At 76.7% G+C, this 20,108-nt stretch carries 17 protein-coding genes; 7 read left to right on the top strand and 10 right to left on the bottom strand.

Annotated features, from left to right (window positions below; all coding sequences use genetic code 11):
• The first annotated feature begins 31 nt into the window (after window positions 1–31).
• From HLA93_RS16150 to HLA93_RS16140, 3 genes are read left to right on the top strand one after another with little or no spacing between them, the layout of a single operon-like run.
• Complete coding sequence (locus HLA93_RS16150; RefSeq protein ID WP_222195436.1) at window positions 32–1,042, top strand: ABC transporter permease; 1,011 nt, start codon at window positions 32–34, stop codon at window positions 1,040–1,042.
• Between the two features lie 3 nt (window positions 1,043–1,045).
• Entirely contained in the window at window positions 1,046–3,076 is a 2,031-nt protein-coding gene (locus HLA93_RS16145; protein WP_222195435.1) for a dipeptide/oligopeptide/nickel ABC transporter permease/ATP-binding protein, read from the top strand.
• The gene (locus HLA93_RS16140) at window positions 3,073–4,038 is read left to right on the top strand and encodes an ABC transporter ATP-binding protein (RefSeq protein ID WP_222195434.1); all 966 of its coding nucleotides are present in this window, start codon (window positions 3,073–3,075) and stop codon (window positions 4,036–4,038) included. Before HLA93_RS16145 ends, HLA93_RS16140 begins: the two co-directional genes overlap by 4 nt.
• Window positions 4,039–4,054: 16 nt before the next feature.
• On the opposite strand, the gene HLA93_RS16135 is transcribed toward HLA93_RS16140, so the two are convergent.
• Window positions 4,055–4,585, bottom strand: coding sequence for a DinB family protein (locus tag HLA93_RS16135; RefSeq protein WP_222195433.1), 531 nt, complete (start codon window positions 4,583–4,585; stop codon window positions 4,055–4,057).
• 92 nt (window positions 4,586–4,677) lie between these two features.
• Between HLA93_RS16135 and HLA93_RS16130 the strand changes: the two genes are divergently transcribed.
• Window positions 4,678–5,640, top strand: coding sequence for a helix-turn-helix transcriptional regulator (locus HLA93_RS16130; RefSeq protein WP_222195432.1), 963 nt, complete (start codon window positions 4,678–4,680; stop codon window positions 5,638–5,640).
• A 6-nt stretch (window positions 5,641–5,646) separates the two neighbouring features.
• Here the strand turns inward: HLA93_RS16130 and HLA93_RS22100 are convergent, their stop codons facing one another.
• From HLA93_RS22100 to HLA93_RS16095, 7 genes are all read right to left on the bottom strand, one after another.
• Window positions 5,647–7,338 carry a PucR family transcriptional regulator gene (locus tag HLA93_RS22100; RefSeq protein WP_222195431.1) on the bottom strand — a complete coding sequence of 564 codons (1,692 nt, stop codon included), beginning with the start codon at window positions 7,336–7,338 and terminating at the stop codon, window positions 5,647–5,649.
• An 83-nt stretch (window positions 7,339–7,421) separates the two neighbouring features.
• Entirely contained in the window at window positions 7,422–8,528 is a 1,107-nt protein-coding gene (gene menC / locus HLA93_RS16120; RefSeq protein ID WP_222195430.1) for an o-succinylbenzoate synthase, read from the bottom strand.
• Window positions 8,525–9,475, bottom strand: coding sequence for a GNAT family N-acetyltransferase (locus HLA93_RS16115; RefSeq protein ID WP_246626870.1), 951 nt, complete (start codon window positions 9,473–9,475; stop codon window positions 8,525–8,527). The genes menC and HLA93_RS16115 overlap by 4 nt, the downstream gene beginning before the upstream one ends.
• Window positions 9,476–9,515: 40 nt before the next feature.
• Window positions 9,516–10,718: a M20 family metallopeptidase gene (locus HLA93_RS16110; RefSeq protein ID WP_308128178.1), complete on the bottom strand. Its 1,203-nt coding sequence runs from the start codon at window positions 10,716–10,718 to the stop codon at window positions 9,516–9,518.
• 7 nt (window positions 10,719–10,725) lie between these two features.
• Entirely contained in the window at window positions 10,726–14,061 is a 3,336-nt protein-coding gene (locus HLA93_RS16105) for a serine hydrolase (protein WP_222195428.1), read from the bottom strand.
• An 88-nt stretch (window positions 14,062–14,149) separates the two neighbouring features.
• Window positions 14,150–15,157 (bottom strand): hypothetical protein, encoded by a 1,008-nt coding sequence (locus tag HLA93_RS16100; RefSeq protein ID WP_222195427.1) that lies wholly within the window; start codon window positions 15,155–15,157, stop codon window positions 14,150–14,152.
• A gap of 67 nt (window positions 15,158–15,224) precedes the next feature.
• Window positions 15,225–15,578: a GntR family transcriptional regulator gene (locus HLA93_RS16095; RefSeq protein ID WP_222195426.1), complete on the bottom strand. Its 354-nt coding sequence runs from the start codon at window positions 15,576–15,578 to the stop codon at window positions 15,225–15,227.
• Window positions 15,579–15,756: 178 nt separating this feature from the next.
• Between HLA93_RS16095 and HLA93_RS21120 the strand changes: the two genes are divergently transcribed.
• The 3 genes from HLA93_RS21120 (at window position 15,757) to HLA93_RS16085 (ending at window position 17,707) form a co-directional block, all read left to right on the top strand.
• On the top strand, window positions 15,757–15,957 hold the full coding sequence (locus HLA93_RS21120; protein WP_246626810.1) for an SDR family oxidoreductase: 201 nt from the start codon (window positions 15,757–15,759) through the stop codon (window positions 15,955–15,957).
• Window positions 15,958–16,006: 49 nt separating this feature from the next.
• Complete coding sequence (locus tag HLA93_RS21115; RefSeq protein ID WP_246626809.1) at window positions 16,007–16,999, top strand: hypothetical protein; 993 nt, start codon at window positions 16,007–16,009, stop codon at window positions 16,997–16,999.
• Between the two features lie 90 nt (window positions 17,000–17,089).
• Entirely contained in the window at window positions 17,090–17,707 is a 618-nt protein-coding gene (locus HLA93_RS16085; RefSeq protein ID WP_222195425.1) for a maleylpyruvate isomerase family mycothiol-dependent enzyme, read from the top strand.
• Between the two features lie 12 nt (window positions 17,708–17,719).
• Here the strand turns inward: HLA93_RS16085 and HLA93_RS16080 are convergent, their stop codons facing one another.
• Together HLA93_RS16080 and HLA93_RS16075 are read right to left on the bottom strand one after the other, a co-directional pair.
• Window positions 17,720–18,652 (bottom strand): GGDEF domain-containing protein, encoded by a 933-nt coding sequence (locus HLA93_RS16080; protein WP_222195424.1) that lies wholly within the window; start codon window positions 18,650–18,652, stop codon window positions 17,720–17,722.
• A gap of 139 nt (window positions 18,653–18,791) precedes the next feature.
• The gene (locus HLA93_RS16075; RefSeq protein WP_222195423.1) at window positions 18,792–20,072 is read right to left on the bottom strand and encodes an MFS transporter; all 1,281 of its coding nucleotides are present in this window, start codon (window positions 20,070–20,072) and stop codon (window positions 18,792–18,794) included.
• Window positions 20,073–20,108: the final 36 nt, after the last annotated feature.

Here is a 20,108-nt window from a genome sequence, read left to right as displayed (position 1 = left end):
ACCGGGTGGGCACGAGCAGGAGGAGGCGCGGGTGACCAGCACGGCGGAGGCGCACCCCGCGACCGGGGCGAGCCGGCGGGGCACCGCGGTCCTGGACGGGCCCTGGGTCCGGTTCGCCGTCCGGCGCGGGGGCCAGCTGGTCGTCTCGATGTGGGTGCTGGTCACCGCCTCGTTCCTGATGATCCACCTGATCCCCGGTGACCCGGTGCGCAGTGCCCTGGGGCCCACCGCCCCGGCGTCGCTGGTGGCCGCCCGCCGGGAGTCCCTCGGCCTGGACGACCCGCTCCTGGTGCAGTACGTGCACTTCCTGGGCGGGCTCTTCACCGGCGACCTGGGCGAGTCCCTCACCTCGCGGCTGCCGGTCTCGCAGGTGATCGCGCAGCGGCTGCCGGCCACGCTGCAGCTGGCGCTGCTGGCCTTCCTCGTGGCGCTGGCCCTCGCCGTCCCGCTCGGGGTGCTGATGGGCGTGCTCACCCGCGGCGGCCGGCGCCGCGGCGGGGAGCTGGCGTTCTCCACGACGAGCGTGGTGCTCGGCGCCATCCCGGAGTTCCTGCTGGGGGTCGGGCTGGTCTACCTGTTCGGCGTGCAGTGGGGGTGGCTGCCGGTGGCCGGGCGGGGCGGCCCGGAGTCCTACGTGCTGCCGGTCCTCTCGCTGGCCCTGGGCCCGGCCGCGGCGCTGGCCCGGATCATGCGGGTGGAGATGGTGTCGGTGCTGCAGGCCGACTTCCTGCGCACCGCCCGGGCCAAACGACTGCCCCGCCGCCGGATCTACCTGCGCGACGCGCTGCCCAACGCGCTGACCGCCACCATCACTCTCGGCGGGCTGCTGCTCACCGCCCTGGTCGCCGGCACCGTGCTGGTGGAGAACGTCTTCGCCTGGCCCGGGCTGGGCAGCACGATCGCCTCCTCGATCCTGCTCAAGGACTACCCGGTGGTGCAGGGGATCGTGCTCGTCTACGGCGCGGGAGTGCTGCTGGTGAACCTGACGGTGGACGTGGTGCTGGCCCTGCTGGACCCCCGCTCGGCGATCCGGGAGAGCTGAGGGATGACCACCTCGACGACGTTCGACGCTCCCGCCGTGGCACCGCGGCGCTCGGCGGCTCGGGCCCGCTGGCTGGCCGTGCTGCGCACCCCGGTCGGGGCCGGCGCAGGCCTGCTGCTGGCCCTGGTGCTGGTGCTGGCCCTCGTCGCGCCGCTGCTGTGGTCCGGGCAGGCCGACCGGATCGACACCTCCGCGGTGCTGCAGGGCGCCTCCGCCGAGCACTGGGTCGGCACCGACGCCCTGGGACGGGACGTCTTCGCCCGGGTGCTGGTGGCCACCCGGCTGTCCATCGGGCTGGCGCTGGCCGCCACCTCGATCGCGGTCGTGCTCGGCCTGCTGCTGGGCTGCGCGCCGCTGCTGCTGGGCCGCCGCGGCGGCCGGCTGGTGACCGCGGGGGTGAACATCGCCGTCGCCTTCCCCGGGCTGCTGCTGGCGCTGTTCTTCGCGGTGGTGTTCGGCGTCGGCATGACCGGCGCGGTGCTGGCGATCGGCTTCGCCGGCGCCCCCGCCTTCGCCCGGCTGTCCCAGACCCTGGCCGCCGGGATCGCCGAGCGGGACTTCGTGGCCGCCGCGCGGATCGCCGGCGTCGGCCGGTTCCGCGTGCTGCTGCGGCACGTGCTGCCCAACATCGGCGAGCCGCTGGTGGTCAACGCGACGATCGGCGCCGGGGGCGCGCTGCTGGCCTTCGCCGGGCTGTCGTTCCTCGGGCTGGGGGTGCAGGCCCCCAGCTACGACTGGGGGCGGCTGCTGCAGGACGGGCTGTCGGGCATCTACATCCACCCGGTGGCCGCGCTCGCCCCCGGCGTGGCGATCGTGGTGGCCGGGCTGGCCTTCAACCTCTTCGGTGAGGCGGTGGCCAAGGGCATCGGGCTGACCACCGCCCTGGGCGGCGGTTTCGCCCCGGGTCGTGCGTCCCGCCGGGAGGCCACCCGGCGGGACGCGCGGCGCGGGGCCGCAACCGAGGACCAGGGCCTGCCGGTGACCGACCCGGGCCCGGAGCCGGGCCGGCCGGTGCTGGAGGTGCAGGACCTCTCGGTGACCTTCCCCGGTGCCCACGGCCCAGTGCGGCCGGTGCGCGGGGTGAGCTTCCGGATCGGCCGCGGCGAGGCCGTCGGGGTGGTGGGGGAGTCCGGGTCCGGCAAGTCGCTCACCGCGCTGGCGATCGCCCGGCTGGTCGAGCAGCCGGGCGAGGTGACCGCCGGCCGGCTGCACTTCCAGGGTGCGGACCTGCTCACCGGGCCCGACCGGGCGCACCGCCGGCTGCTCGGCACGTCGTTCGCCATGGTGTTCCAGGACCCGATGACCTCGTTCAACCCGACCCGGCGGATCGGCCGCCAGCTCGCCGAGGTGGCGCAGGAGCACCAGGGGATGTCCCGCGGTGCGGCGCTGGCCCGGGCGGTCGACAGGCTGCGCAGCGTGCGGGTGCCCGCCGCCGAGCGCCGCGCGCACCAGTACCCGCACGAGTTCTCCGGCGGCATGCGGCAGCGGGCCATGATCGGCATGGGGCTGATGGGCGAGCCGTCGCTGATCGTCGCCGACGAGCCGACCACCGCCCTCGACGTCACCGTGCAGCGGCAGGTGCTGGACCTGCTGGCCGCCGTCCGGGCCGAGGACGACGTGGCGCTGCTGCTGATCAGCCACGACGTCGCCGTCGTCGGTCAGGTCTGCGAGCGGGTGCTGGTGATGTACGCCGGCCGGGTGGTGGAGGACCTGCCCGCCGACCAGCTGCGCACCGGCGCGCGGCACCCCTACACCCGGGCGCTGGTCGCCGCGGTGCCGGACATGGACGTCGACCTCGACCAGCCGCTGCCGGTGATCCCCGGCCGGCCGGTCGACCCGGCGCACCAGCCACCGGGGTGCGCCTACGCCCCGCGGTGCCCGCTGGCGTCGGCGCGGTGCACCGACGAGGACCCGGCGCTCGACGACGACGGCGCCGGCTGGCGGGTGGCCTGCTGGCACGCCGGCGAGGTCGCCGCCGACCGCGACGTGCCCGGCGCCGCGCCGGTCGCGCTGGCCCTGGGGGAGCGGGCATGAGCGAGCTGCGGTTCGAGGGCGTCAGCGTGCGCTACGGCACCCGGCGGCGGGGGATGACCGCGGTCGACCGGGTCGACCTGACCGTCCCGGACGGCGCCGTGGTCGGCCTGGTCGGGGAGTCCGGGTCGGGGAAGTCGACGCTGGCCCGGGCCGCCGTCGGGCTCACCCCGCTGTCGGCGGGGCGGATCCTGCTCGACGGCGAGCCGTTGCGGCGCACCTCCGGCCCGCGCCCGGTGCAGATGGTCTTCCAGGACCCCTACTCCTCCCTGGACCCGCGGATGACCATCGGGGACAGCGTCGCCGAGGCCGTCCCGCGCGGGATCCGCTCCGCCGACCGGCGCCGGGAGGTGGCCCGGCTGCTGGAGCTGGTGGAGCTGGACCCGTCCCGGGCCGGCGCCTACCCCGGTCAGCTCTCCGGCGGGCAGCGCCAGCGGGTGGCGCTGGCCCGCGCGCTGGCCGCCCGGCCCCAGGTGGTCGTGGCCGACGAGATCACCTCCGCCCTGGACGTCTCCATCCAGGGCACCGTGCTGAACCTGGTGCGCCGACTGCAGCACGAGCTGGGCACCTCGATGCTCTTCATCTCCCACGACCTGGCCGTCGTCCGGTACGTGGCCAGCGAGATCGCGGTGATGTACCTCGGCCGGATCGTCGAGCACGGGCCGGCCGCGCAGGTGCTGGGCGACCCCCAGCACCCCTACACCCGGGACCTGCTGGCCGCAGTGCCCGGCTGGTCGCCGGCCGCACCGGACACCGCGGTGCCGCCGGAGGTGGCCGCGGCCGAGCCCGCCGACCCGCACGCCCCGCCGCCGGGCTGCCGGTACCACCCGCGCTGCCCGGTCGGCCCGCTGGCCCGGCCCGAGCGCGAGGTCTGCCGCACCACCGAGCCGACCACCGACCACCGGCACGCCGCCGCCTGCCACTTCGCCGCAGCCGAGCAGCCGTTGGCCCGCGCCGCCGACTGAGGCGCGGGCGAACCGGTCAGCCCATCGTCTTCTGGCCGTCGATCGTCTCGCGCAGGACGTCGGCGTGCCCGGCGTGCTGGGCGGTCTCGGCGATCATGTGCAGGAACACCCGGCGGGCCGACCGGCTCGCCCCCGGGGTGAACCACGGCGCCTCCGGCAGCCGGTGCGCGGTGTCCAGGCTGGGCAGCGTGCGCACCAGCTCGTCGGTCCGCGCGGCGACCACGGCGTAGTCGGACAGCAGCCCGGCCAGGGTCTCCTCCGGGAGCATGGTGAACTCCGCGGCCCAGTCGGCGGCGGTCGACTCGTCGAACGCGGGGAAGGCGGCGGGGCCGACGACGACGAACTCGGCCCAGGTCCGCTCGGTGGCGGTGACGTGCTTGACCAGCCCGCCGAGGGTGAGCTCGCTGACCGTCGGGCGCAGCCGGGCCTGCTCGTCGGTCAGGCCCTGCACGGTGTGGGTGAGGAACCGGCGGTGCGTGGTGAGGGCGTCGAGCAGGTCGGCGCGCTCGCCGGTGGTGGTCTCGGTGGGGACGGCGGTGCTGGTCATCGGTCTGCTCCTTCATCGATGGGGCGTGCTGCAGACCATGCTGGTGGGCATCGGTGCCAGATCCTGTCCGCGATCGGTGGCAATCTGGGCGCATGGCCGACCCGACCGCCCGGACCCTCCGGCTGCTCACCCTCATGCAGGGGCGCCGTGACTGGTCCGGCACCGACCTCGCCGACCGGCTGGGCGTCTCGCTGCGCACCCTGCGCCGGGACGTCGACCGGCTGCGGGAGCTGGGCTACCCGGTGCAGGCCCAGCCCGGCGTCGACGGCGGCTACCGGCTGGCCCCCGGTGCCGCCCTGCCGCCGCTGGTGCTGGACGACGACGAGGCGGTCGCGCTCGCCGTCGGGCTGCAGACCGCCGCGGCCGGCGCGGTCGGCGGCATGGCCGAGGCCTCGGTGCGGGCGCTGACCAAGGTGGTGCCGGTGCTGCCGGCCCGGCTGCGCCGCCGGGTCGACGCGCTGCAGGCGATGACCGTGCCCGCGCAGCCCTGGTCCGACGGCGGCCCGCCGGTCGACGCGGAGCTGCTGGTGACCGTCGCCCAGGCCTGCCGGGAGGGCGAGCGGCTGGCCTTCACCCACACCGCGGCCGGTGGGGACCCGGCCGAGCGGCTGGTGGAGCCACACCGGCTGGTGCCGCTGGGCCGGCGCTGGTACCTGGTCGCCTACGACCCCTCGCGCGGGGACTGGCGCAGCTTCCGGCTGGACCGGGTCTCCGCCGCCCGTGGCACCGGTGCCCGGTTCGCCCCGCGGCCGCTGCCGGCCCAGGACGCGGCGGCCTTCGTCCGGGCAGGCATCGACCGGTGGCGCACGCCGGTGGTCGTGGAGGCGGTCGTCGAGGCGCCTGCGGCGGTGGTCCGCGACCGGGTGGGCCGCTGGGCGCGGGTCACCGACGACGGACCGGACCGTTGCCGGCTGCACCTGGAGACCGACGACCTGGACTGGCCGGCGCTGGTGCTGGGCGCGACGCGGGCGGAGTTCACCGTGCTCGCCCCGGACGAGCTGCGCCAGCGGCTGGCCGACTGGTCGGCGAGGTTCGCCCGGGCGGTCAGCGACTGAGCGGGCTCACCAGCGCAGCAGCCGCAGCTCGAGCATGGCCGCGAACCGGGAGTCGGCGTCGTCCAGGTCGATCCCGCCGACCTCGGCGATCCGGCGCAGCCGGTAGCGGAAGGTGTTGGGGTGCACGTGCACCTGCCCGGCGGCGGTGATCGCGTCGCCGAAGGCGTCCAGCCAGGCGCGCAGCGTCTCCACCAGCTGGGTGCGGTGCGCGGCGTCGTACGCGGCCAGCCGGGCCACCGGGCCGGAGGCCTCGTACCCCTCGGCGGCGGCCAGGTCGGCCAGCTGCAGCATCAGCGACTCGATGTGCACGTCCGCGGCGCGAGCCACCCGACGGGAGGTGGTGCCGCTGCGCAGCACCCGCAGTGCCCGGTCGGCGCCGTCCCGGGAGCGGGTGAGCGCGGAGACGTCGGGGGCCACGGTGCCGACGCCGATCATCCCGGGCACCCGGCCGCCGGTGCGCTGCAGGAACTCGGCAGCGACCGCGGCGGCCCGCTCGTCGGCGCCGGCGAGCTCGGCGGTGACCGGCAGGACGGCGTAGCTCACCCCACCGACGACGGCGACCACCGAGCCGGGGTGCAGTGCGGTCAGGTGCACCGCCAGGGCGTCGGCGGAGCGCTGCCGCTCGGCCTCCCGCCGGGCCAGCGTCAGCGTCCCCGGCTCGGCGTCCGGGTCGGTGAGCCCCATGGCCAGCACGATCAGCGGCCGACCGGCCAGGCCGAGCCGGCTGAGCGCCTCCACGGTGCCCGGGCCGCCCTCCAGCGCGGTGGCGACCAGTTCGCTGGCCAGCCGCCGCTCCACGTCGGCGCCGGCGCGCATCCGCAGCAGGTGCAGGGCGACCAGCTTGGCGGCGTCGACCAGGCTTTGCTCCCGGGCGGCGTCCAGCGGTGCGTCGACCGCCGCCCAGATGGTCCCGAGGATCTCGTCGCCGGCCCGCACCGCGATCGCCACCCGGGACACGGTGACCTCGGGCATGGACAGCACGTCGGTGGACAGCCACACCGGGCGGTCGCTGGCGTACAGCTGCCGGAACACCCCGTGCGCCTCCAACCCGCGGGTGAACCGGTCGGGCACCTGCCGGCCCAGGATGGTCTGGATCCGCGACTCGTCGGCCTCGTCCTGCCGGCCGGAGAACGCCAGGATCCGGGAGCTGCGGTCCTCGATGGTCACGGGTGCGTCCAGCAGCGAGCCGATCGCGTTGGCCAGCGCGAACAGGTCACCGGCCGGCACCCCGCCCAACGACTCCGGCTCCGCGGTCCCGACCTCGCCCTCGCCCAGCAGCGCCCGCACCAGCGCGGCCAGCTGGTTCCAGCTCGCGCCGCGGGTGAGCGCCAGCAGCACCGTGCCGGTGCGCTGGGCGACCTCGCTGATCCGGGGATCGGCGGGGGCGGGGGCGCGCACCACCAGCCCGGCGCCGCCGGCCACCGCCGTCTGGGTGAGCAGCGCCAGGACGTCGTCCGGCTCGTGCACGCCGACGCCGAGCACCAGCGCCCCCGGGGGGAGCACCGGGGCGTCCACGGGGTCGTGGATGACCACCCCGCCGATGCCCTGGGCGGCCAGCGGCAGCGACGGGTCGCCGGCGGCCACCTCCAGCAGCGTGGTGCCCAGGTGCGCGAGCAGGTGGCCGAGGCCGGCCCGCGGCGCGGCGGGCGGCACGGCGAACGGGGTCATGCCCGGCACGGTGATCGCTGAGGCACTCACCGGGCCGACCCTAGGACCACCCGGGCCGTTCCGGTTGGTCCGCGCGCACCACTGATCGACCGGATCTGGTGCGGCTGGACGAGTCAGCGCAGCGGGACCTCCACCACCGAGGTGGTGACGTCCTCCAGCATCTCCGGCAGTGGGGAGACCCCCAGCCCGGGCCCGGTGGGCACCGCGAGGTGACCGTCGGCCAGCTCGAACGGCGGGGTGATGTCGGTGGCGTAGTAGCGGTTCGACGCCGAGGTGTCCCCGGGCAGGGTGAAGTTCGGCAGCGCGGCCAGCGCGACGTTCGCCGCCCGCCCCAGCCCGGTCTCCAGCATCCCGCCGCACCACACCGGCACGCCGTGCGCCGCGCACAGCTCGGCGATCCGGCGCGCCTCCAGGTATCCGCCGACCCGGGCGGGCTTGACGTTGACGATCGAGCAGGCGCCCAGGCTGATCGCCGCCGCCGCGGTGCGCGCGGAGGTGATCGACTCGTCCAGGCAGATCGGGGTGCGCACCGTGCGGGCCAGCTCGGCGTGCCCCAGCACGTCGTCCTCGGCCAGCGGCTGCTCGATCAGCAGCAGGTCGAACGGGTCCAGCCGGGCCAGGTGCCGGGCATCGGAGACGGCGTAGGCGGTGTTCGCGTCCACCTGCAGCGCCACGTCGCCGAACCGCTCGCGGACGGCGCGCACCGGCTCGACGTCCCAGCCGGGCTCGATCTTCAGCTTGATCCGCAGGTACCCGGCGTCCAGGTACCCACCGACGGCGTCGAGCAGCGCCGGGACCGAGTCCATGATCCCGACCGACACCCCGCAGGGCACCCGGTCCACCGCCGCGCCGAGGAACGACCCGAACGACTGCCCGGCGGCGCGCAGCTGCGCGTCCAGCACCGCGGTCTCGATCGCCGCCTTGGCCATGAAGTGCCCGGTGAAGGGCGCGAGGGTGCGGCCCACGGCGTGGGCGTCCAGGTCGGGGACGGCGGCCAGGGCGGGCACCAGGTAGCGGCGCAGCACGTCCGCGGCGCCGTCGACGTACTCGGCGGAGTACTTCGGCTCGGCGAGCGCGGCGCACTCCCCCCAGCCCTCGCCGGCGTCGGTGCGGGCCCGCACCAGCAGCACGTCACGGGTGGTCTCGGTGCCGAACGACGTGCGGAACGGCGCGACCAGCGGCATGGCGATCCGGCGCAGTTCCACGGACTCGAGCTTCACCGTGCGGCCCTCCCGGCCTCGGGGGCGCGGCCGGGTGCCGCACCGTCGACGACGTACCAGCCCTCGCGGGCGAACCCGAGCACCTGCGCACCGGCCGACAGCGCTCCGCCCAGCGCGGTCCGCACGGCGACCCGCCACTCCGCGGCCAGCGCGGGGTCCCGGGCGCGCAGCGCCTCGACGTCCGGCGGCACCGCGACCAGCCAGGGCACGCCGGGGGGAGCCGGTGCGACGACGGGGCCCTCACCGGGTCCGGTGGAGACGACGGCCACCGCCCCGGCGGCACGTACGGCGCCCAGGTCGACCGTCCACGGTTCGCCAGCGGCCGCGCGCGACACCGCGGCGCTGTCGAGGTCCCAGCGGGTGAGCAGCCGGTCGGACTGGTCGGAGGCGTTGATCGTGTCCTCCATCGGGCCGTAGAAGTCCGGCAGGTACTCCACGGGGCTGGCCGCCAGCCGGCCGAGGTTGAACCACGCGTTGCGGCGCACCAGCGGGTCGAAGGTCCAGGTGATCCGGGTGATGCCGTGCCGCAGCGCCCAGGCGCGCTGGTGCAGCTTCAGCGCCCGGCCGACGCTGCGCCGCTGCGCGGCCGGGACCACGCCGGTGACGTGGCTGTGCAGCGCGGTGCCGGACGGCGCGGCGAAGAACCCGACGCAGGCGCCGACCAGCACCCCGTCGGCGTAGGCGCCGGTGAGCGGGTTGCCGGCCTTGGTCAGCGCCCGCATCAGCTCCACGGTCACCGGTGGGTTGTCCGGCGCGGGGTGCCAGATCGAGTCGAACAGCGCCTGCACCGCCCGCAGGTCGTCCAGGGCGGTCAGCTCGAGGACCTGCACCCCCGACCGGGCGGCGGCCCCGGCGGCGACGTCGGTGGCGGCCCGGGCGGCCGCGGTGCTCACCACGGCGAGCGAGGCGGGCGGCGTCGCGTCGATCAGCTCGGTCACGCCGCCCATGGTCGGTGCGGCGACCCCGGCCGGGCTTGGTGCGGGCTGCTCATTCACCGGAGGGCTCTTCGTCCGGTAGGCCAAGGCCCCCGCCGGCGAGCACCGCCTGCACGAGGCCGGCCAGCAGCGCCGCCCGGCCGGGGAGGGCATCGGCGAGCACGTGCTCGTCGACCGCGTGCGCCCCACCGCCGACCGCGCCCAGCCCGTCCAGGGTCGGCACCCCGATGCCGGCGGTGAAGTTGCCGTCCGAGGCACCGCCCACGGTCACCCCGGCCGGGGCGGGCAGCCCGAGCCCGGCGGAGACCTCCTCGGCCAGGGCGAACAGCCCGGCCGAGGCGGCCTCCTCCAGTGGCGGACGGTTGATCCCGCCGTGCAGCTCCAGCACCGCGCCGGGCAGCCGCGGGGTCAGTGCCCGCATGCCGGCGTCCACGCGCTGCTGCTCGGCGGCGGTCAGCGCCCGCACGTCCACGCTCAGCCGCCCGGTCGCCGGCACGGTGTTGGTGGTGGTGCCCGAGGTGAGCACCGTGGGGGTCACCGTGGTGCCCAGCCCAGGGTCGGCGAGCTCGGTGATCGCCAGCACCTGGTGGGCCAGCTCCACGGTGCTGCTCACCCCCTTCTCCGGCTCCAGCCCGGCGTGCGCGGCCCGGCCGGTCACGACCAGGTCGTACATCGAGGCGCCCTTGCGGCCGGTCTTCAGCGCGCCGCCGTCGGCGCTGGCCTCCAGCACGAACACCGCCGCGCAGCTCTGGGCCTCGTCGCGGATCAGGTCGGCCGAGGTCGGCGAGCCGACCTCCTCGTCCCCGGTGACCAGCACGGTCACCCCGTCCAGGTCCACGCCCGCGGCACGGAGCCGGGCGAGGGCGGTGCCGGCCAGGACGATGCCGGCCTTCATGTCGAAGCAGCCCGGCCCGCGCACCACACCGTCGGTCACCGACCAGGGAATCGCGGCCAGGGTGCCGTGCGGCCACACGGTGTCCTGGTGGCAGAGCACCAGCACGCGGCGGGGGCCGGTGCCCAGCCGCCAGCGCAGGTGGGTGCAGCCCGCACGGACCAGCACCTCCGGCTCGGCGCCGAGGTCGCGGGCGCCCAGCCGGGCCACCCGCTGCGCGCCCTCGGCCACCCCGGCCAGGTCGGCCGACGGGGTCTCGCAGGTGACCAGCTCCTCGAGGTCGGCCAGCATCGCCGGGAGCAGGCCGGCGAAGCCGGCGGGGGAGAGGTCGGCGGGCAGGACGTCGGGGCGCAGGTCGGTCACCGGGGGATCAGCCCTTCCTCGGGTTGGCGCGGCCACCGGAGTGGACGTAGCGGGTGCCGTCGGCCAGCTCGGAGAACGTGACCGCCGACCAGCCCCGGGTACCCGGGGCGCGCATCGCGAACAGTCCCTCGGACACCGGCACCAGGGCGTGCTCCTGCACCGGCCGGCCGGTCGCCTCGGCCACCGCGCCGGACGCGGTCTGCCGCATCACCAGCCCGCCGTCCCGCTCGAACACCTCGGTGCGCACCGAGCTGCGCTCGTACTCACCGACGTACCGGGCGGGATCCACCGTCGGGGGCTGCGCCGGGGGCTCCAGGGCGGCCGGCAGGCGCACCCCGGCGAGCTCGGCGAAGACCTCGCTGAGGACGTCGGCGTAGACGTCCAGCATCTGGCCGCCGTTGGTCAGCAGCGACACCACCAGACCCTCACCGGGGCGCTCGCCGGGCAGCACCCGCAGGAACGCGCCCTGCCCGAAGGTGCCGCCGTCGTGGCCGACCAGGCGGGCACCGTGCCAGTCGTGGCGGATCCAGCCCAGCCCCCACGAGTCGCCGAGGGTGTGCGCGTCGGGCAGGTCGGCCTGGTGGGCCTGCATCGCCGCCGCCGACTCCGCGGACAGCAGCCGGGTGCCGTCGGCGGCCAGGCCACCGCGCAGGTGCGCCGCGGCGAACGCGGTGACGTCGCGGGCGGTGGCGTTGACCAGCCCGGCCGGGCCCAGCGAGCGCGGCAGCATCCAGGTGGGGACGGGTTCGGGGTCGGCGCCCGGCTCGGGGGCGACGTGCCCCACCGCGGCGCGGTGCAGGATCGCCTCCTCCGGCAGGGTCGAGGTGTGCCCCAGCCCCAGTGGCTCGACCACCCGCTCGCGCAGTGCGGCGTCCCAGGTCTGGCCGGTGAGCACCTCGACGACCCGGCCGGCCAGCACGAAGCCGGAGTTGCAGTAGGAGAACGTGGCGCCCAGCGGGTGGTTCTGCGGCACCTCGGCCAGGCCCGCCACGTACCGCGCGACGCAGTCGTCGCCCCGGCCGGTGTCGGTGAAGACGTCGCCGTCGATGCCGCTGGTGTGGGTGAGCAGGTGCCGCATGGTCACCCGCTTCGCGACGTCCGGGTCGCCCAGCTGCAGCTCGGGCAGCACCTCGACCAGCGGCGCGTCCAGGTCCAGCCGCCCCTCGTCGACCAGCTGCATCACCAGGGTCGCCGTCCAGACCTTGGTGATCGAGCCGATCTGGAACACCGAGTCGGGGGTCACCTCGACGCCGGTGGCCCGGCTCAGCACGCCGGTCGCTGCCTCGACCAGCTCGTCGGGGCGACCGGCCCGCACCCGCCGGATCGCCAGGCTCGCCCCGGGCACCCCGTGCGCCGCGGCGAGCTCGGTCAGCCGGCGCTGCCAGTGCTGCTGGTCCAGCCGCGGGCCGGTCACGTGCCGCTCGGCCCAGTCGATCAGCCGGCGGCTGTAGCCGACCCGGTGGGACGGGCGGCCGGTGAGGATGAACAGGTGCGACCCGCCGGGGAAGAGCACCAGCTCGGTGGGCACCCGCTGGGCGCGCAGGGCGGCGAACCACTGCTCGGCCTGACCCACCGGGCACCGTTCGTCGGCGCCGCCGTGCAGCACCAGCGTCGGCGTCCGCACCCGGTGCACGTGGGTGATCGGGGAGTGCGCCCGGACGCCGTCGGGGTCGGTGACCGGGTCGCCGTACTCCAGGCCCAGTGCCTCCCCGGCGTCGCTGGTGCCGGCCATGCTGGTCAGGTCGGCGACCACCCCGCCGGCGATCGCCGCGGCGAACCGGTCGGTGCGGCCGGTCAGCCAGCAGGTCATGTACCCGCCGTAGCTGTAGCCGGTCAGCGCCAGCCGCGCCGGGTCGGCCACCCCCTCGGCGACCAGCTGGTCGACCGGGTCGAGGAAGTCGCGTTCGTCGGCGGTGCCCCAGCCGCCGACCGCGCCGGTGAAGAACTCCCGGCCGTAGCCGTCGCTGCCGCGCGGGTTGACCAGCAGCACCGCCCAGCCCGCCGCGACCAGCGCCTGGTGGTACGGGTGCGCCGCGTCGGCCACCGGTGACCAGGCGTTGTGCGGGCCGCCGTGCACGTCGACCAGCAGCGGTGCCGGGGTGGGGGTGTCGGGGTGCAGCAGCAGCCAGCCGTGCACCTGCGTGCCGTCGTGCACGGTGGACGTCCGGGGTCGCGGGGCGACCAGGTCGACGTCCGGCAGGCTCGCGGCGGTGTGTGCGGTGACCCGGGTGAGGGTGCCGTCGGCCAGGTCGACGACGGCCACCTCGCCGTAGGTCGCCGGGTCGGCCAGCACGATCGCGGCCACGCCCGCGGCGGCGGCCACCGCGAGCCCGGACACGACGACGTCGTCCCCGGTGACCACCGGCCGCGGGGCACCCGAGCCGTCCACGGCGGTGGCGTACACGTGCGAGCAGCCCCGGTCGCGCACGCAGAAGACGACGTCGGCGCCGTCGGCGGTCAGCTGCGGCAGCCCACCGGGGTACCCGGGGCCGCCGGGCATGACGTTGCGGTCCAGCGGTGCGGCCAGGTCGCGCCCGGCGGTGGCTGCGTCCAGCGGCTGGTGCAGCAGTCCGGTGTGGCCCACGGCGACGGTGGGCTGGCCGGCGACCAGCAGCGCGGTCCCATCGGCGGTCCACAGCAGCGGGCCGGCGATGCCGAGGCCGTCACCCACCCGGCGGAGCGGCCCGCCCCCGGCGTCGACCACGTGCACCGGAGTGCGGTGGGTCAGGTCGGCGTCCGGGTCGGTGGCGGCGGCGAAGGCCAGCCGGGCGCCGTCCGGGGACCAGGCAGGCCGGCCGGCGTGCCAGTCGCCGGAGGTCAGCTGCTCGACCTCGCCGGTGGCCAGGTCGAGCACGTGCAGGTGCTGGTGGGCGCCGCGGAGCAGCCCCGCTCCGTCGGCCTTGTAGCCCATCCGCGTGGCGCGGACCGGGTCGTGGTCGGCGCGCTCCGGGCGCACCGGGGCGGTGAACGCGATCCGGGTGCCGGCCGGGTCCCAGACCGGGGCGCCGGCACCGGCGGGCAGGTCGGTCACCCGCTCGGGCTCACCGCCGTCCAGCGGCAGCACGTGCAGTTGGGGTGGGGTGTTGCCGCCGCGGAGGAAGGCCACCCGATCGCCCTGCGGGGAGAACGCCGGGGCGGTGTCCGCGGTGCCGTGGGTCAGTGGTCGGGGCGCCGACCAGCCGTCGGCGGCGGCCGCGACCGACCACAGCGCGGAGTGGTCGGCGTCGGCCGTGGCGTCGGTGGTGCGCAGCACGTAGACGACCTGGCGGCCGTCCGGGGCGATCGTGGGCTCCCCGGGCAGTTGGAGGGAGAGGACGTCCTCGAGCGCGAGCGGTCGACCCATGGGTCGAGCCTGCTGGGTGGCCGGGGAGCGGTCTTCGTCCGCGGGGACGAAGGACGGCCGGCCGTCCTGGGGGCCGGGACGAGCCGGGTCAGGCCCGCTGCCGGCTCGCCAGGCTGTTGAGCAGCCCCGCCGCCCCGGCCGCGCCCGGCACCGTCACCAGGAAGCGCCGGCCGTCGCCGCGGACCACCTCGACCGCCTCGCCGGCGCGCAGCACGACGCCGGTGCGCCCGTCGCGGCCCACCCGGTAGCCCCAGCCGCCGAACTGCCGCAGCGGGTGGACGTCGGTCACGCCTGCCTCGGCGACCTCGGCCAGCGGCACCGACCAGGTGGGCCACCCCAGTGGGGAGTGCACCGTCAGCCCGCGCTCGTCCACCCAGACCCGGGCGCTGCCGAACACCAGGCCGATCCCGAGCAGCAGCGCCGGGGCCAGCAGCAGCACCGGCGGGGCGATGCCGAACACGACCAGCCCGCCGAACACGATGCCGGTGCTGACCAGCAGGGCCAGGCCGGTGGGCTCCATCGTCGTCCAGCCCGACCAGACGGCTCGCTCCCCGGCGGCCAGGGGCACCCGGGGCGCCGACTCAGGCGGCGCCGCCGTCGTCCGCGCGGTCCCGGGCGGTGCGGCCGGCAGGAGCCGGGCGACCGCCAGGCCACCGAACACGGCCAGCGCGCCGGCGACCAGCACGGCCGCCGTGGGGGAGGGCGCGGCGGCCGGGTCGATCAGCCCGCGCTGCCCGGCGATGCTGCCGACGGTGAGACCGGTGCAGAACAGCGAGACACCCGCGGCGGAGCCGACCAGCAGCCGGCGCTCCGGGACGGCGAACCGGCGGGCGCGCAGCGTCAGCACGCTGACCGCGGCGCCCAGCGCCGGCACGATGCCGGTGAGCAGCACGGTGGTCAGCGGGGCGGCGAAGCCGTCGGCGCCGGCGGTGCCCCAGTGCACGGCGACCGGGTCGGGGAGCTCGGCCCGCCAGGCGGCCACGACGGCCACACCGGCGGCCCAGGCGGCCAGTGGGGCGGCCACCGCGACGACCGCGCGGACCCGTCGCAGCGGCCCCTCGGTGCTGCCCGGGCCGTTCCTCGTGCTGCTGCTCATCTCCGCCGCTCCGTCCTCGTCCTGGGTGGACCTGCCGTCGACCGGGGGTGGTGTGCGCCCCGTCCGTTCACGTCATCGCCTCGCGCACCAGGGCGGTGACCTCGCCGGCGCTGAGCCCGAGCCGCCGCGCCTCCTCGACGAGCGCGTGCACGGCCTGGCGCAGCGCGGCCACCGCCGGTGCGGCGTCCGTGCGCACCTGGGCGCCGCGCCCGCGGCGCAGCTCCACCAGGCCCTCGGAGCGCAGCTCCTGGTAGCCGCGCAGCACGGTGTGCAGGTTGACCCCGAGGGCGGCAGCGAGGTCACGGGCGCCGGGCAAGCGCTCGCCGGGTGCGATCTCGCCCTGGGCGATGCCCCGCCGGATCGCCGCGGAGATCTGGGCGTGCAGCGGCGCCGACGAGTCGGGGTCGATGCGCACCAGCACGGCAGCAACCTAACTGTTCTATGCAGACTAGAACAAGTCGGCCGTGCGCCGGGCGGGTCGAGGCCGGGTGGCGGGCGGCCATGACCGGGAGCAGCCCGCAGCGCGTCGCCGTCGTCACCGGCTCGGAGTCGGGCATGGGCCGGGCCATCGCCGTCGCCCCGGGGAGATCGCCACCGCGATGACCGGCCAGGAGGAGAAGGACCCGACCGCGCCGGGCAAGCGACGTCCCGGCATCCCGGTGCCGCGGCCCGGCGACGCCCGGGAGGTCGCCGCCGTGGTCGCCTTCCTCGCTTCCGAGGCCGCCGGCTACGTCACCGGCGCGTCCGGGCCGGTGGACGGCGGCATGATGCAGATGGGCCGCAGGCCGGCTCGCACCTGACCGCCGACGACTGGCGCCGCCCCCTGACCACCCACGAGAGAGGGGCCCGGTGCCCGAGCTGGACGAGCTGGCCGACGAGCTCTACGCCGTCCCGCCGGAGGAGTTCGTCGCCGCGCGCACCGCGGCACGCGACCGGGCCAGGGCCGCCGGGGACAAGGAGCTGGCCAAGGCGGTCGCTGCCCTGCCCAAGCCGACCACCGCCGCCTGGGTGTGCAACCTGCTGTCCCGGCGCCGGCCCGACGAGGTCGGCCAGCTGATCTTGCTGGGCGAGCTGCTGCGCCAGGCCCAGGTCGACCTCTCCGCCGACCAGCTGCGTGCGCTCGGCCGGCAGCGCAACCAGGTGGTCGCGGCGCTGGCCCGGCAGGCCCGGGCGGTCGCGCACGGCGAGGGCCACGACGTGAGCAGCGCGGTGGCCGAGCAGGTGGAGGGGACGCTGCGCGCCGCGATGGCCGACCCGGACGCGGGGCAGGCGCTGCTGGCCGGCCGGCTCACCACCGCGCTCACCTACAGCGGGCTCGGCCCGGTCGACCTCAGCGGCGCGGTGGCCACACCGGTGCGCGCGGGCCGCACGGCGCCGGCGGGGAGCGGGGTCGCCGAACCCGCCACGACGGTGCGACCGCCCAGCCCGGCGCACGCCGCCGATGGGCAGCAGGACGCGGAGGAGTGCCGGCGGGAAGCCGAGGAGCGCCGCCGACAGGAAGAGGACCGCCGGCGGGAGGAGGAGCGCCGCCGCCGGGAGCTGGAGCAGGCCCGGCGGGACGCCGAGGAGGCCGCCGGCGTCGCCCGGGACGCCGCCGCGGCCGCCGAGGACGCCGAGCAGCAGCTGGTCGCCGCCACCGACCGGCGCGACGAGCTGCAGGAGCAGGCCGCCCGGCTGGCCGAGGAGCTGCGCCGGCTGGAGCGCCGGGCGGGGGAGGCGGTCACCGCCGTCGGCCACGCCGAGCACCGGCGGGACGCCGCCGTCCGCCGGGCCGAGACCGCCGCCGCGATCCGCGACCGGGCCGCCGCCCGGGTCGAGCAGCTGGCCGCCGGGGCCGACTGAACCGGGACACGTCGGCCGGGCGATGAGTTCCGGTACTGGGCGGCGTCCTGGCTGGGGACGCCGCGATCGGTGGCGCGGGAGGAGACCGGGATGACCGAGCACGACGGTGACGCGCACGACCGCCAGCCCTGGGTGGGGGAGACCTACGACGGCCTGGCCGCTCTGCTGGCAGCCGGGACCACCGACACCTGGGACGCCGCGTCGCTGTGCGCGGAGTGGCAGGTCCGGCACGTGGTGGCGCACGTGACGATGCCGGCGCGGCTGTCGGCCGAGGAGTTCGGCGCCGAGATGGCCGCGGCCGGTGGGGACTTCACCCGGCTGTCGGACACCGTGGCCGCCCGCGACGCACACCTGCCGGTCACCGAGCTGCTGGCCGCGCTCCGGTCGCCGGCCCTGCACGCGTGGCAGCCCCCGGGCGGTGGCGCCGCCGGTGCGCTCAGCCACGCCGTCATCCACTCCCTGGACGTCACCGTCGCCCTCGGCCGACCGGCGGTGGCGCCGGCCGCGGCGGTGGTCGCCGTCCTCGACCAGCTCACCGCCGTCGACGGTGCGTTCTTCGGTCTCGTCCTCGACGGGGTCCGGCTCGAGGCCACCGACGCCGACTGGAGCTGGGGGAGCGGTGACGTCGTCCGGGCGGACGGCGGTGCGCTGGTGGCGCTGCTCGGCGGTCGCCGGCTGCCCGGCGGCCGGTCGCTGGCCGATCGCTGACCGGCCCCCGGATCAGCCGTCGCCGAGACGGGCGCCGGGGTCGGCGGCCCGGCCGCGGCGGCGCTTCAGGGCGTAGAGCTCGGCGTCGGCCCGCTGCAGCAAGGACTGCAGTGAGTCGCCCGGCCGGGCGGTCGCCGTCCCGAACGACCAGCTGATCGGGGCGCCGTCCAGCCGGGCCAGCAGGTCCTCGGCCCCGGCGAGGTCGGTGTCGGGCAGGCAGAGCACGAACTCGTCGCCGCCGTGCCGGCCGAGCAGGTCGGAGGCGCGCAGGCGGGCCTGCCAGTGCGCGGCGACCTCGTGCAGCAGCCGGTCGCCGGCGCTGTGCCCGTCCCGGTCGTTGACCAGCTTGAAGTCGTCCAGGTCGAGGAGGGCCACGGTCAGCGGCTCGCCGACCCGCTGCGCGCGGGCGAGGCAGCGCTCGGCCTCCTCCTGCCAGGCCCGGCGGTTGGCCAGCCCGGTGAGCGGGTCGGTCGCGGCGTCGGTGCGCAGCCGGCCACTGAGCCGGCCGTGCGCCTCGGTGAGCAGCAGCGTGTTCACCACCGCGACGAGCCAGGCCATCGCGAACCCGCTCGGCACTGCGACCACGGCCCCGGCGGTCGCGGCGGTGACCAGCCAGACGGCGTGCGCCCGGGCGGCCCGGAGCGGGAGGAAGTGCGCGGCGTAGAGCCCCACCACGATGAGCACGGGCCCCAGCCCGACCACCCCGACCGCGGTCGCCGAGCAGGCGGCGAGCACCGCCAGCAGCGTCGAGTACAGGGCCAGCGCGACGTGCCCGACGGCGACGGTCACCCGCTGGCCGGCCAGCAGCAGTGCGGCGGCGACCACCCCGCCGACGGCGGCCAGCGCCCACAGCAGGCCCACCGGCGTCCGCGGGCTCATCGGGTGGAGGGCGCTGAGGGCACACAGCAGGCCCCCGGAGCCGTGCAGCAGGGCGAGCAGTCCCACCCGCGGAGGCAGTCGGCCGCTCATCCCCACGCCGCCCCCGTCCCCGTCCCGGTGCTCATCCCCGGGGGATCATGCCGCTGAGCAGGCACTCAGCGGCATGATCCTGGGGCATGCGGCACCCCCACGGGGTGAGCGCCGCTCAGGCGACGGTGGCGGTGTCGCGGCGCACCCGGGTGACCGCCAGGGCGAGCGCGCCCAGCGCGCCGACCACGGCGAAGACGTAGAAGCCCCATGGGAACGCGATCCCCGCACCGAGCAGCGCGCCACCGATCACCGGACCGGTGATCGCCCCGACCCGGCCGACCCCGGCGGCCCAGCCCAGCGCCGTTGCCCGCACCTGCGGCGGGTGGTCAGCACTGACGAACGCGTACACCAGCACCTGGGCGCTGAACACGAAGCAGCCGGTCAGGAAGGTCATCGCGTACACGCCGGGCAGCGGCAGCCGCACCGAGAGCAGGGCCAGGAACAGCGCGCCGGCGGCGAACCAGACGATGCCGGCGGCGCGCGGGCCGATCCGCTCGGCGACGGTGCCGGCCACCAGCAGGCCCACCACCGCGCCGACGTTGAGCACCAGCAGGAAGGCCAGCGCCGCACCCAGCTCGTAGTCGGCCTCGCGCATGATCGTCGGCAGCCAGCCGTTGAGGCCGTAGACCAGCAGCAGCCCCATGAACGAGGTGACCGCGATCGCCAGGGTGGTGACCAGCCGCCCACCGGTGAACAGCGTGCGGATCGTCGCGCCCGCCCCGGTCGCCGGCGGGGGTGCCGCCTCCAGCGTCAGGCCGTGCCGTCCGGCGATCTCCTCGGCCTCGGCCCGGCGTCCGTGCGCGAGCAGGAAGGACGGCGACTCCGGCAGGTGCCGCAGCATCAGCGGGACGACGACGAGCGCGGGCGCCGCGCCGATGACGAACATCCAGCGCCAGCCCAGCGGCTCGACGACGACGATCGCCAGCGCCGCGGTGAGCACCGCACCCACGTGGTAACCGGTCATCATCGTGGTCGTGGCCCGCCCGGCCGCCCGCCGGGTGAACTCGTTGACCATGGCGATCGCGGTGGGCAGGCAGCCGCCCAGCCCCAGCCCGGCCAGGAAGCGCAGCAGCCCGAACACCCCGGCGTTCGGCGCGACCGCGCAGAGCAGGGTGAACAGCGAGAACGACGCCACCGCCCCGATCAGCGCCTTGCGCCGGCCCACCAGGTCGGTGAGCGCGCCGATCGTGAGCGCGCCGATCGTCATCCCGACCAGGCCGATGGTGACGACGAACGTGGCGCCGCCGTCCGACAGCGCCCACTCCTCCGGCGTCCGCAGCGTCGGGACGACCGTGCCGACGACCACCAGGTCGAAGCCGTCGAGCAGGACGGCGACCCAGCACAGCGCGGCGACCCAGCCGGAGGCGCGCGGGGTCGGGGGTGGGGCGGTGGTCACGCGGGGCCTCCGGGGCGAGCGTCGTTGCTGCGGCGT

Origin of the sequence: Modestobacter italicus, assembly GCF_019799965.1 — a bacterium.
In the GTDB taxonomy this organism is placed as follows: domain Bacteria; phylum Actinomycetota; class Actinomycetes; order Mycobacteriales; family Geodermatophilaceae; genus Modestobacter; species Modestobacter italicus_A.
Note: the sequence above shows the minus strand (reverse complement) of the source record. Positions and strands in the feature narration are given on the sequence as shown.